General features: G+C 55.6%; 8 protein-coding genes. All 8 read right to left on the bottom strand.

What is annotated here, in order from left to right:
• Positions 1 to 314 precede the first annotated feature (314 nt).
• The 8 genes from EYC95_RS23655 to tssM all read right to left on the bottom strand — a co-directional run bounded on the left by EYC95_RS23655 (position 315) and on the right by tssM (position 13,881).
• The gene (locus tag EYC95_RS23655; RefSeq protein ID WP_131062474.1) at positions 315 to 1,682 is read right to left on the bottom strand and encodes a lysozyme inhibitor LprI family protein; all 1,368 of its coding nucleotides are present in this window, start codon (positions 1,680 to 1,682) and stop codon (positions 315 to 317) included.
• A gap of 36 nt (positions 1,683 to 1,718) precedes the next feature.
• A complete protein-coding gene (locus EYC95_RS23660; protein WP_131062475.1) occupies positions 1,719 to 2,174 on the bottom strand; it encodes a hypothetical protein in 456 nt (151 codons plus the stop codon).
• 588 nt (positions 2,175 to 2,762) lie between these two features.
• On the bottom strand, positions 2,763 to 3,620 hold the full coding sequence (locus tag EYC95_RS23670; protein WP_131062477.1) for a type IV pilus biogenesis/stability protein PilW: 858 nt from the start codon (positions 3,618 to 3,620) through the stop codon (positions 2,763 to 2,765).
• Entirely contained in the window at positions 3,613 to 6,492 is a 2,880-nt protein-coding gene (locus tag EYC95_RS30740; RefSeq protein WP_256656993.1) for an SH3 domain-containing protein, read from the bottom strand. Before EYC95_RS30740 ends, EYC95_RS23670 begins: the two co-directional genes overlap by 8 nt.
• 37 nt (positions 6,493 to 6,529) lie before the next feature.
• Positions 6,530 to 8,572 carry a type VI secretion system tip protein VgrG gene (locus EYC95_RS23680; protein ID WP_131062478.1) on the bottom strand — a complete coding sequence of 681 codons (2,043 nt, stop codon included), beginning with the start codon at positions 8,570 to 8,572 and terminating at the stop codon, positions 6,530 to 6,532.
• A gap of 28 nt (positions 8,573 to 8,600) precedes the next feature.
• On the bottom strand, positions 8,601 to 9,617 hold the full coding sequence (locus tag EYC95_RS23685) for a serine/threonine-protein kinase (protein WP_165557500.1): 1,017 nt from the start codon (positions 9,615 to 9,617) through the stop codon (positions 8,601 to 8,603).
• Entirely contained in the window at positions 9,614 to 10,342 is a 729-nt protein-coding gene (locus tag EYC95_RS23690; RefSeq protein WP_131062479.1) for a PP2C family serine/threonine-protein phosphatase, read from the bottom strand. Before EYC95_RS23690 ends, EYC95_RS23685 begins: the two co-directional genes overlap by 4 nt.
• A complete protein-coding gene (gene tssM / locus EYC95_RS23695; RefSeq protein WP_131062480.1) occupies positions 10,342 to 13,881 on the bottom strand; it encodes a type VI secretion system membrane subunit TssM in 3,540 nt (1,179 codons plus the stop codon). The genes EYC95_RS23690 and tssM overlap by 1 nt, the downstream gene beginning before the upstream one ends.
• Between the last annotated feature and the right edge of the window lie 3 nt (positions 13,882 to 13,884).

Genomic DNA, 13,884 nt, shown 5'->3' on the forward strand with positions numbered 1-13,884 from the left:
GCGATATCAGCCATTTCTTGATGCATCGGTACAACTGGATTCGGCCCCATCAATTCAACGGTGGGCTGGCGCCAGCTCGGGCCGAAGAAAAACTTAACGTCGTGTCCGGGATTAGTTGACCACTACAACGACGCTCCTTAGCTTTAGCGCTTAGCAGATTGGCGGATGGAGTTCGGTTGTTGGTGGAGCGAGCGCTGGATCACATTGATTCGCCGAATCCGGCGGAGCATCGGGGGAAGGTGTAGCAACTTCGCGAATAGAGAACGGGGGCTTCGCGCCCCCCTTCTTCAACGTTTATATCTGCACAGCGAAATTCACAGGCAGTGGCTGGCCTTTATGTCTGAGCCTTGCGAAACCAAGCGCTTCACACCGTCGCTACCCTGCGGGCTACCTTTGTCCGCTGACAGCTGATAACAGGCCAACGCCCGGGACATATCCTTCGTTCCCAACTGGCCACTCTCAAAAGAAAAACCCAGATAGTTCATCGCATCTGCGGAACCCATGGAAACCGCACGAAAAACTTCTCTTTCCGCCTGCTCGGGATGCAAGCAAGGGCCGTCATAGTCGGTGGAGTTACCGTTACAGTAATAGGTGGCATAACCCAGCGCCCCGTCCGGCAGTGTCGTCGCTGCCGCTTTAAACAACGCCTCAACCTTGCTGGTTTCTAACTGAGGAGCCATCTGCGAAAGACTCAATCTTGCCGCTGACAAACTCGCCTGTGGATCACCCGACTCGGCAGCACAAACATAGTTTTCCAGAGACGCTTCAATCAACTCCTTAGTCAGACGGTATTGCTCAAGAAACCCTAACCCACCCAAACCCTCAGCACGTTGAAAACAAAGGTTCTCAGCACGGTTCATTCCAGGTTTACCGGATGCGACAAGCTCCTTCTCGCTGATCGACCAATCCTCAATCCCCACCAGCGACCAGCACGACTTTTTAGCAAAGTTAAAAATCTTGATGTTGCTGTTACCGGCCCGTTTATCCACAACGTTCATGTGAGCGACATCGACTGTTTCGATCTCAACCCCTTCAGTTTTTCCTTCCATCGCGGCCATCAACGGAAACGCCAAACTGGAGCCTGTTACCGCAGTAATGGACGGTTCGAATCGGCCCGGATCTTCTGTACGTTTTAACACCAGCATCTTCACTGCCAGCGCAGTGAGGCGCCTTTGCGACTCAGCATTAGCGGAGAACGCAGGTAGAAATTGAGCAAAATTCCCAGATGGACACGAGATATCTGACTCGCGCCCCGCAGCCGAACCACTCACGATGTCGGGCGCAATGTTGTCCAGAAAAACTGAACGCTCGCGGCTCATTCTTGCGATGCAGTTGTTCACGGTCGTCACGTAGGCAGAAGTACCCGGCTTAATCTCAAATGCTTCAAGCGGGCAATTCGCATCGCGCAATTTTATCCACGCACGCTGTGCTTCTTTGACCTTCGCTGTATACCCCTTCCCCGTATCCGGATCGGCTCGATACTGCGTTTCGAGTCGAGCCATCAGCTGGTGATAACTCGTATTCAACTGTGAATCAGCAGCAACCTTCGATACGTCAGAGCACTTATCAACTTGTTGACTTGTGGTGTTCCCGGTGCACTCATCCTGAGCAAGTGCGAGTGAAACCGGTAGAACGGCCTGGCATGTCAATGTACAAAGAGCTCCTAAAAAAAAGCGTTTCACTGTCTTCTATCCTTGATCTATTCAAATGAAAGCAACCTAATCTGGGGAAAAATTGGTGACACAGAGCTTTGGCTCATTCATTTCCCAGTAGGTGCTGAGCAGAGTTTTCTTGTCGCGCTCTACGCGCAAATTGGCGAAATCGTCGCCACAAGCTGGAGTCAGCTCCTTGAAAAAAACTGCATCGGGGTGGTAAACAAAGATCCTGTGAATGGTGTAGGTGCCCATTCCGTCATCGATCTGCCAGACCACAAAATCTTTTGCACCGTCGAAATTGAAATCGTCTATTTGCACATGCAGGTCGTTTTCAGCTTGAAAAGCGATTGTCCGAGATTCGTTATGGGCATCGCTTTTAACAGCGACCGTTAACATGGCACCTTCCAGCACGAGCGTCGCTTCGACGTTTTTGGTTGGGCTGAAAGTGATTTTTTCGGCAAATACCGGTGCCGTCCACAGCAGACCGAGCAATGATATGGCTAGATACTTGAATCGCATGTGCTCGTCCTACTCCCACGTACACCCGGTTTCCAAAGAAGAGTCGATACTGGTATTAATCGTGAAGCTGTACGCTTTGCCGTTAGATTTCTTCGTGTAGGACATCGAGACTATCTGAGCGCCCTGAGTCACCAACTCATAGGTTCCCGTGACCTTGCCACCCAGGACTTCAGACCATATCGCGGTGTGCTGCCAGGGCGCCTGCGGGTCGAGTATTTCGTCTTGGGAATCCGTCAACACTATGGAAATAGGGGTGTTCGACTTGGCATACTTTACGAAACCACCTGACCATTTGCTGGCTGATTCGTAATAGGTTCTTAATTCTAACTTTACAGGACTGGATTGGGAGAGTTCGAAGCACAAAGTCTCGGTGGTGACGTCACTGTAGGCCACAGAGGTAAATAGACTTATCAGCAGCGGTAAAAATCTTTTCATACTTAATATAAAGGTGGCCGATTTATTTATCGACGACCTCACCGCAAAATGGCGAGTTCAATAAAATAAATTCCCCCCCCTTTTCCCTGTAGCTACACCTTCATCAAAGGAGCAGCCTCCCGAGAGGCTGTATATAAAATAACACCACCTTTACTAATTTAAACGCTCCTCAACTCGCCGAGGAACTTTATCTGCTATACCTTTCCTTCTCATCGCATCGCGATATCCAGCATAGTATGGCTTCGCCTCATCATGTTTTCCAAGTGCCCAGAGAGAGTCAGCAACATTAAGTTTCAATGGCACTCTATCCGCCGCAATAGCCAACAAGCGATTATAAATCTGCATTGCCAAAAGGTGCTCGTCGCCCTGTGCGAAGTAGAAAGCAATGTCATTATATTCAGATATGTTTTTATCAGGTGGATAGCACGCCATATAGGAGGGAATACCCATGAAAATAGAATCTCTTAATGCACTAGCGCGCGACTCATTCTCAGGCACGCCAACCACGTCAGAGATTAGCTGTTTCGGAGAAATCCCCCCCTTAGAAAATTCGAAAATCCCTCCTTCCGCACTTTTCCATTTGTTGCCCAGCCATGCGCCGTCACACTGCTGAACTGAACCCAGATTTTCGACACAGCCAGTTTCCAGCGAAACCATATCGCAGTATGCCTGAGAGGAAATTATTGCATTCCCTTCCCCATCGACTACTTCTCCGGCATTTGTTCGCTGCACTATCACATATTTTTTATCGCCAGAGATAAGACCCACATCTGAACTTGCAACAACGCCATCCTCAGAGCCCGCCAATTTAGTTTGGATCGAGTATATGCTGAACCCATCTTTGGCGCCTTGATATTGCACATCATTCCACCCCCCATACTTTTCTTCATAATTTTTAAAGCTTAAAGAACGGCCTTGAAAACCAACAATTTTTAACGGTGCTGTATCGGCATAACTCGTGCCAGTGAGCAAAAGCACCAAACATGGGACCACATAGCATTTATTAAACATTTACTGCCGCCTTTAATTTGGTGTACCGAACCCCTGGAGTTGTCATTCCGTTGCGACCTGGCCCGTAAATATCAGTAATCTCACGCTCGTAACTAGCATGATTGTTTCCCCATGCAGTTACATTTTTACTAACAGTAGGATTTTCCGAGAAAAACTTGTCTAGAGCTTTTTTCAAATTTTCGGCTACGTTACCAGGTCGGTTAACGTGTTCATCCAAAACTGTAGCCTGCCCAAGAGTCGACAAAAATAATTGACCAACCGTGAAATCATATGTATTCGGTTTTTTTGACTGAAGTTCTCTCAGTCGCTTTATAAAATCTGATATTTGAAGTTCAACATATGAAGGAGACCCTACGGCACAGGCCAAAGCAGACACAGGCTTACATTGAATAACGTTACCAAAAGTTGACTCCCCGCAGCCAACCCTAAGCTTAGCCTTTAATTCGGCTCGTTCAAGTTTTTCACCGTTTGCAAACTCAGAATTCTTATAATACATCTTCGGACTATCAGAACTTAAGTCCAAATACCAACCTTGATTTTCAAAAAGCTCAACAAACTCATCGGGATAGAGCTCCTTGAAAACTTTCACTTGGATTGGGAGTTCACCGGCACCCTGAGGGTTAACAGTTTTCTGCATCGCGCCTGCAGATATTATCTCACTATCATAAGACTGAACTGTATTGATCTTGCCCTCATTTTCACACATAACAGCAATAACTTTCTTCTCAAACGCTGTTACTTTACCTGCGGCTTCTAAAGCTGCCCATTGAGGCACATCCCCTAGTTTAACTTCGCCCCAAACTACAGGACCATAATGAGTACCCCATCGAGTTACTTTGGCTACAGCATTGCAGGTGCATTGTTTTTTCTGGTCAAAGTTTCCTATGAGACCGATTGAATGAATATGCCAAACCTTACCATCCGGACTTAGAGCCTCCCTTGCAGCAACCTCTTTCCACCAAGACAGGTCCTTGATTCGCTGCTTTTGCGCAACCCAGTTCAAATTTGGTCTATCAGTCGCATGCCCCATCAATTCGTCGAGGGCATCCCATTTCGTAGCGTCATAGAACCATTCGCTTTCATACTTGGTGATCAGCTGGGATATAGATTGCGCAAACCAAGGCTTAGCCAGTGCTGCCGAGATTTCTGTAGTAGTAAGTTTATCGTTCTTATCAGTGTCAATGATGTCGTACAGCCCTTCCTTTACCGGCCCTTTAGTTGAATTACTGGCTTTCGGAACGAAAGTAGCCTTTTCTTCTTCAGTGAGTAGATCACGATCATGCAAATATGAAGAGAGATGCTCGGCGTTGCTACCTGTTTCTTCAATGAATTTAAACCCGTCCCATTCCCACGGATTGTGGCGAGTGGTCATCAAGTCCTTCTCGCCCAACCACCCGCTAATAGGATTACCTTGCGGGTCGCCTAGCAATCCTTCGAGATGCCACCAACGAGTAGTGCTAGAGGTTGCGGGATTAGAGCTCGTACTTGGAATAGTGACAGAATGCTTGATTTTTTTTGAAGCCGGTAAGGCTTCTAACACGCCAATGGGAATGATCAGATCGTATCCGATCACTACACCGCCATCGTTCACCTTTGGTGGGTTAGTCGCACTGATGTCGGCGCGGTGCGTAATAAGCTTCGTATCCTTGTAAATCTTCATCAGACTTTTTTGGTCTGCTGGTAACGCAGCGGCTTGGCTGCGACTTTGAGTAACGAACGTCTCAATGTCATCGCACGTGAAAACCTCTACGTGAACCACGTTACGAGCGGTACTTTCATCGTGTTCTTGAAAATGGCCTGCGTGGCCCACCAATGCTCCGGCTTTGATGTGAACTGGTTCATCGAGTAGAACAACCTTCCCCACCTCCTTCGGCTCAGTTTTTGTTTCAAGCGAAGGAAGCCATACATAACCTGGCACATTTCCAGTTGCGTCAGCGGTGAGAGCGGGGATTGGCGTCCCACTCACTACTTTAATTAGTTTTCGGTAGTTGCCAGATCCCCCTTCATGACTGATCTGGACTTGAGTGCCTGCAGGCAACACCGAGATGACGGGACCGTTGGTGGCCGCAGTACTACGTACTCTCAAACCTTTGGCTTGGCTCACAGGAGTATCGTTCGCCTGTTCGCCAATCAGGTATTGGTCCGCACCTTGACTCGTCATTTGACCTTTAAATATCCAGCCGTTTATCGCAGCCGCTTGTTCCGCGTCTGGCATTACGCTAACAATTTTTACCCATTTGCCATCTGCACTCGTCTCCCCTGTCGTAACGGTGGTGCCGCGCGGCAATGTAGTCAAAACCTGGCTGTACCCTTCGCTACCACTAGGCGCAGCACGCACATTCAACCCTTGAACAGGGTCATTTACATTTGCCTTGATCTGATAGGTGCCACCGGCCCAGTAAGACGGGCGTTCCAAGGTCGGCTTTTCTCTATATCCAGCCATGTCCAACAGGTGCATATAAAGGCTGTAGAACGTCAATAGAGGCCCACCCGCCGAGGCAGGCGCAGGAGATCCACCCGGGGTAGCAGGGGGTGCTGGAGGAGCGGGAACCTCGAGTAGATGCTTGACCAGCACGAATCCTGATGAGGCAACAGCAGTACGGTCGCTGTATACGGTCGGTAGATAGGTTTCATCAATGCGATAGGCGATCACCTGCCCATCGGCGATACAGCGCACTTCGCTATGTGCCGAAATCAATCCCGAAGCTTCGTCAAAATGCACTCCACCGTGCCAGAGACCGTTACCACCGAGGGGGTAATAACCATCCTTTGCTTTGGCCAGAGCAGCGTAGTACTGCTGTGGGTCTGCCCCGCTGGCGTTTCCTATCTTGAGGGGATAAGACCATTTTTTAACTTTGACTGGTTCCGTCATTTTTCCTATTACCTAATCCTGTGTGATCCGTTGGAGGTCAACCCGAGAACTTCATCATTCGCATCGGTCGAGTGGTGGTTTTCTCCGGCACCGCATTCCCCAACGCCTGATCCATCAAACTCCCCGCCTTATCCTTATCCGCCGCCCCCGGCAGCACCGGCGGCTTTATCCCAATCCCTGTCCCATTCCCTGCCGAACCACCCGCATTAATCTTCACCACCGGCCCAACAACCGTCACCCCACCGGCATCCAGCTTGATAAAGCTCCCGCCCCCCAAAATGGTGAGTTCGGTGCCAGCCTCAATAACAATCTTCGCCCCAGCCTTCAGATGAATCTCTTTCCCAACACTCGTCAGCTGCGCAGTCCCCAGCTTCACATGTTGGTTCTGCCCAATCGTCAGGTGATCATCCAGCCGCGTTTCAACCTTGCGGTCGGCAATCGTGGTGCGATGCTCTTCAGCCTTGAGCTCGGTGTAGGAGTTCTTCACCACCGTGTCGTGGCGTTCGTTACCCACGCGAATCTTCTGATCATGCTCAATGTTTTCATCCCAATCCCGCTGGGCATGAATGAAGATCTGCTCGGCTCCCTTCTTGTCTTCAATCCGCAGTTCATTAAACCCACCGCCTCCGGGGGAGCTGAGGGTTTTGAACACGGTGCGGGTTTTATTGGCCGGCAGTTCGTAGGGAACCTGGTTTTCCTTGTGGTACAGGCAACCGGTCACCAGCGGTTGGTCGGGGTCGCCTTCGAGGAAAGTGACGAGCACTTCCATGCCGATGCGCGGGATAACGATGGCGCCATACCGATCCCCTGCCCAACTCGAAGACACGCGCATCCAGCAGCTGGTTTTGTCATCCGCCAATCCTTCGCGGTCCCAGTGGAATTGCACTTTGATGCGGCCGTATTGGTCGCAGTGAATCTCTTCGCCTTTAGGCCCGGTGACCATGGCGGTCTGGCTGCCGAGGACGCGGGGTTTGGGGTGTTGCAGCGCTGGGCGGTAGAACACGGTCCACGGGGTGGCGAGGAAGCGGTTGCGGTAGCCCTGGTGGAAGTCGTCTTTGTTGTCGGTGGTGTCGCTGGTCACGGACTCTTCGAGGACTTGCGGTTGTTTGCCTTCGTGGACGATTTCGGTGAGCAGCCAGAGGTCGTTCCACTCGGTGCGCGGGTGGTCGGACATTTCCAGGAAGTGGCCGCTGATCAGTTTGGTCTGGTCGCCGTGGCCTTCGGCTTGTTGGTAGTCGGCGCGGTGGCGTTCGAGGGCGCGTTGGCTGAGGAATTTGCCGCGCGCGCGGTCGAGGAAGCGGCCGGGGTAGTCGTAATCTTCCAGATCCGGTTCGGTGCTTTCGCCGTCGGGTTTGTACGCGGCTTCGAGTTGCAGGCGTGGTTTTTCGAAGTCGTAGTCGCGGCGGGTGACGCGGCCGGTGCGGGTTTCGAGGCGCAGTTTGAAGCCTTTGATCACCGGTTCGTCGGCGACCATGCCGCTGCCTTGCACGTACGCCGTTGGCTGGCCGAGTTTCGGGAATACGGTTTGGTCGTCACCGAAGACCAGCAGGTGACCTTTCTCGCTGTGCTGGAAGTGGTAGTGAATGCCTTCCTCTTCGCACAGGCGCTGGACGAAGTGCAGGTCGGTTTCGTCGTACTGCACGCAGTAGTCGCGGTCCGGGCAGGGCTGGCTGAGCTGGAAGCTGTACGCGTTGCCTTTGATGCCGTGCTCGTCGAGGATCAGCGCGATGATTTTCGGCGCGGACATCTGCTGGTAGATGCGCTGGTTGGTGCGGTGATGCAGGTATTGCAGTTGCGGCACCAGGGAGACTTTGTAGCGGGTCAGGCGTTTGCCGGCGTCACCTTGGGCGACGCGGTAGATCTGACCGTGGATGCCGGAGCCTTGCGGATCGAACGCCAGGAACGCCTGTTTGTGCAGGAGTTTTTCCAGGTCCAGATCGGGGTTTTCGCTGACCAGTTCGAGGTCGAAGCGATACGGCTGGCTGATGCCTTCGGTGCCGGTGAACGACAGCACTTGCAGGTCGCCCACGTAGTCTTCGACGGTGAGGCTGAAGTGGGTTTCGTTAGACGGGTTGAACATTGCTTGCTCCCTGTTCGGTAGTCATCCGTTACGCCCGCAGTCGCAGGCGTTGCAGCAAAGACGAAGTGGCGCCCAAGGCGTCACGCAGTTGGGCGGCGGTGATGGTGCGCTTGGCCGCATCGAAAGCCAGCGCCGTTCGCAGGGCTGGCCAGCAGTGTTTCGGTAGATTCGGGGGTGCGTGCAGTTCGCGGTCGAGGTGCGCGTCGCGGGCCTCAATCGACGACAAGCGGCGGAACGGGTGTTTGCCGCCCGCCAGTTCGTAGAGCACGCAGGCCACGCCATACACATCGGCGCTGGCCGACAGCGGTTGGCCTTCGAGCAGTTCCGCGGCGGCGTAGCCCGGGGTCCAGGCGTTGAAGCGGTCGCGGCTCAGGTGTGGCAGGCCGGGAAGGATGCCCTCTTCGGCTTGACCTAGGCCGAAGTCGAACAGGCGCACGCCTTCTTCGCTGAGCATCACGTTGCTCGGCTTCATGTCACCGTGCAGCACGCCGCGAGCGTGGGCGTAAGCCAGCGCATCGAGCAGCGGCAGCGCGATGTCGCGCAATTCTTTCCACGGCAGGCCCAGGGGCCGCTCGCAGAGCAGTTTGTCCAGGGTCAGCCCACGCATGAGTTCCATGGTGATGAAGGCGCGCTGGCAGTCGGTGTCCACTTCAAAGGTGTGCGGTCGCAGCACGTTGTCGTGGCGCAGTCGTCGGGTCAGGGCGAACTCGCTGTAGAGCAAGGCGCTGGCATCCGGCGATTCGGCAAATTCTTCGCTGAGGATTTTCAGCGCGATGTAAGGGTCGGGATCGCCGAACTGTTCGCTCAGCAAGTCCCGTGCGCGGTAAACCGCGCCCATGCCGCCGGCACCGAGCAGACGCTCGATGCGGTAACGGCCTGCGAGCACGTCGGGCATTTCGCCGACGCTGGCCTTGGTCGGCGCCAGCGCGGGTTCTGCTTTATGCGGCTTTCCGTTTAGAGACGGGGCAAACGCAAAGTAAGTCAGGTTACTGGCCTCTTCGTCGGTCACCAGCAGGTCGTCGAGCGGCGGCATGAGTTGGGTCATTGTCGGATCACCACGGCAGTCAGGTTGTCCCGGGCCGAGCCACGCAGGGCGCCGTCGAACAGACGCTCCAACGCAACGTGCGGCGCGGTCAGGCTCAGGGCATTGCCCAAGGCATCGCTGCTGAGCCCTTGGTACAAACCGTCGCTGCACAACAGAAACGTATCGCCGGGGTAAACCTCGAGTTCGAGCACGTCCAGCGTCAGCACATCGGCGGCCCCGACCGCACGGGTCAGGGCATGGGCCGACGGATGCGCACGGGCGTCTTCGATGCTCATGTTTTGCTCGTCGATCAGTTGCTGTTGCAGCGAATGGTCCTTGGACAGCTGATACAAACGCTGGCCACGCCACAGGTAGCAACGGCTGTCGCCGGCCCAGATGCAGGCCGCGCGATTGCCCTCCACCAGCAGCGCCACCACGGTGCTGCCCATGATGCTGTCGTGGCGCCCGGCGGTGACGGTCAACTCCTGACCCAAGCGGCGATTCAACCAGTGCAGGCACTGGCGAATACCCTTAAGTCGTTCGTCGAAGCCGTCCTGCACCGGCAATTCCGCCAGGCTGGCGACGATCAACTGGCTGGCGATGTCGCCACCCTGATGACCGCCCATGCCGTCCGCGACCACCCACAGCCCCTGCTGTGGACAGTCGAGAAAAGCATCTTCGTTGCGCGCCCGAACCTTGCCCGGATCGGTACGCGCAGCGCTGCGCCAGGGACTGGCTACCAGCATCAGAGCTGCACCGGCATACGGAAGGTGCGCAGCACGCCCATGTCGAACGGGTTCGGCGTGCGCTGGCTGCTGAGCAGGTAATTGGCGCGCAGGCCGCCTACGTCAGCTTTCAGCACCAGCACGTCGCGACCGCTCAGGTACTCGGTCTGCATCAGGTCGAACAGACGGAACAGCGACCAAGGACCGGTGTTCTTTTCGATACCGATCGGGCGGCCGGCCATTTTGTCGAGGACCAGGCTGGTGCGACCGTCTTCAGCATCGGTCGGCCATTTGAACGACACCGGCACGATCGGGCCGTGACGGTATTCGATTGTTTTGTCGCCAAACTTGAACTCGGAACGGCTGACGGCCGGGTCGAGGGTGTACGGCTCCAGTTTGAACTGCACTTGCGGCTCGGCCGGGTTGATCGAGAAGAAGCTCTGGCGGATCACTTGGGCGGCGGCCATCTGGTCGAGGTAGACCTTGGAGATCGGCATGCTGTGACCGTCAATGGTGCGCAGGCGGTAGTTGCCTGGATCGCCACTGACGAACGGACGCATGTAGGTCTCGAAGAAGCGATCGTTGATGCCCTGCGCCTTGAAGAACTCGCGGAAGTCGCTGATCGCGACGTCGCTGGTGCTGTGGGCGCTGAACGGGTAACGCTTGTTGATCGCCTTGCCGTAGAAGCTGTACAACTCGCTCTGATAACGCTGGTTCAGGTACTGGTAGGAATCGTTCAGCACCAGACGCCAGGTGTCTTCGGCCAAGACGTTGAACCACACGCTGACCGGACGTGGCAGACGGTTGGAGGCATTGCGCAGGGCGCTCAGCGCATCACGCTGGCCGCTCATTCGGGTCTTGGCCATTTCGAACGCGGCCTGATCCGGGGAACTGGCACGCGCCAGGCTCGCCAGTTGCAGTTGCAGGTCATTGAGCGCCGCGAGTGCCGGGGTCAAATCAGCGGCCGGGCCGTTGTTGTCATCCAGCAGACGGTGCAGCGGCTCGAAACGACGTTGCAGGGATTTCTTCGCGGTGTCTGGCAGGTTCTTGGTCGCGGCCATGTTCGAGGCCTGGTCCGCTGCGGCAGACGCCAGTTTGCCCAGCTTGCCCAACTTGCCTTTCTGGTCTGCCAGCGCTCCAGCAGCATCAGCCGCTTGGTCAACCGGTTCGGCTTCTGCCGGGAAACGGGTGTTCTCGCGCACTTCGACCAGCAGTTGCAGCACCGGGGAATTGGCGGAAGTCAGGCCCGCCAGTTGCTCGGCACCCTCGCCCGCATCGTTGATCGGTGGCAAGGCAACCTGGCCGACCGCTTCACTCCAGAAGTTGGCGTAGTCGCGGAAGTACAGTTGCTCCAGTTCGACCATCAGGCGACGCAAGTCCATGCCGCTGATGCCCGCGCCCTCGCCCAGCACCCAGTTGTCACGCAGGATGTCGGTGACCAGCGCACTGCCCTGGACCGAGAAATACTGCTGATAGCCCTGTTGGGTGTAGAAGCCTGGGATCACGTAATCGGTGCCGACAAACAACGAAGCCTGTGGGCCCATGTGTTGGCTCAAACGGTATTCCGGCAGGTTGCGGGCCTGCTCGCGCAGCATGCGGTAAACCACGTTGGCCAGCGACTCGCTGCGCAGCACCTGACGCGCCTGCGCCACCAGTTGATCGTTCAGCGGGTAGATAAATGGCTGCTTGAGCAAGCGCTCGAAGTGCGTGTTCAAACCGTTCTGCACCGCGGTGTTGCCGGCGTAACGCTGGGACCAGTCAGTGGCGACCCAATCCTTGAGCCACGCCGCATCGCGACGATCCTTCATGTTCAGCATCAGGTACGCGCGCAGGCTGTTGAGCAGGCGTTCGCGGTCCTTCATGTTGGCGCGGATCTGTCCTTCCAGCAGCGTTGCGACCTTCGGCAGCAGTTGCGCTTCGAGCTCACGCTCGTATGCGTCCTTGACCACCGGATTGACCTCTTCGCCCTGGTACAGGCCGCCACGTTCGTGGTACGACACGTCACCTTTTTTCGGGAAGACTTGAGTCGCCGCGTAGCTGGTGTCGAGGGTCTTGAGCACCGCCATGGAATCATCACGCGCGGTCAGGGCCGAGCGTTGCTGCGTCCAGTTGGTGGCCAGGTTGCGCAGGTTTTCCAGACGCTCGTAGTTGGCGGAGAAACCGCCCGCCCACAGCATGCCGAACAGCGCCAGTGCCGCCAAAGCGCCGACGTACAAGGCGCGCTGGCCCCAATGGATGCGGCTGCGTTCGCGCTTGTCCAGACCGGCCAGATCGGCTTCCGGGAAGATCACGCGACTGAGCAAGTGGTGAATGAAGCGCGAACGCCCGCTGCGCAAGGTCGGCAGCATGCCGGCGTTCATGCCCAGATTGGCACCAATGTTGGCGGTGGTCTGGTCCATCTCTTGAGTCAGGTGCGGTGCGCTGGTCAGGTAGAAACCGCGCAACTGGCTGACACGCTGGTAGCGGTTGCCGGTGAACGCCATGTCCACGAACAGGCACAGGCGCTCGCCGATCTGTCCCAGTTGATGCGGGAAGTCGAGGATGCGGCCACGGCGCTGGGTGTCGCGCTCCTGGTGCATGCGCATGATCACTTGGCTGTTCAGGCGACGCAGCAGCTCTTCGAACTCGGCGCGCAGGACGGCGACGTCGGTGCCGCTCTGCTCTTTGCGAAAGCTGGTGCCGAGCACCTGATCGCTTTCTTCGCGGGTCAGTTGATCGAAGAACTCGTCGAAACCGAGCAGCTTGTCAGCCTTGCTCAGCACCAGATAAACCGGCACATCGACGTGCAGTTTTTGATGCACATCTTGCAGACGCGCACGCACCTGGCGAGCCAGGGTGTCGAGGTCTTGCTCGGTGTTGCCCAGCAGCAATTCAACCGGGATGGTCACCAGCACGCCGTTCAACGGGCGGTTGCGACGACGCTTGCGCAGCAAGTCGAGCAAGGTGCTCCAGGCGCTGCCATCGACTTCGGCATCCGGCTGGGTCAGGTAACGCCCGGCAGTGTCGATCAGCACGCCGTGGTCGGCAAAATACCAGTCGCAATGACGGGTGCCGAGGGTGTCGCGGGTCAGCTTGCGGTCGATCTTGTTGATCGGAAACTCAAGGCCCGAAAAGTCCAGCAGGCTGGTCTTGCCGCTGCCCTGCGGGCCGATCAGCAAGTACCACGGCAAGTCACTGCGCCAGCGTTCGCTGCGACCGCGATACAGGCTCGAGGTCTTCAGGGTTTTCAACGCATCCTTGAAGCGCACGCGAAGCTCTTTCTGCTCTTCGTCGATCAGCTCTTCACGGCGGATACGATCCTGGCCGTCTTCAGTGTCTTCGATGGCTTTCTTGCGTACGCCAGCGCGCCAGCTGACGAAGACCATGGTCAGGCCCCAGATCAGGAACAGCACACTGATGGTCATCAGGCGGGAGGTCGAACCTTCCCAGAACTTGTAGTCATCAACGGCCAGCAGCGGCCCGGCGAACCACACCAGCAGCGCGACAAACAGCACCACCAGCAAGGTCCAGACCCAGGTCTTGCGCAAGAATGCGCCGACTTTCTTGAAAAACTTTTTCATCAC

Source organism: Pseudomonas sp. BGI-2 (genome assembly GCF_004310295.1).
Taxonomy (GTDB): domain Bacteria; phylum Pseudomonadota; class Gammaproteobacteria; order Pseudomonadales; family Pseudomonadaceae; genus Aquipseudomonas.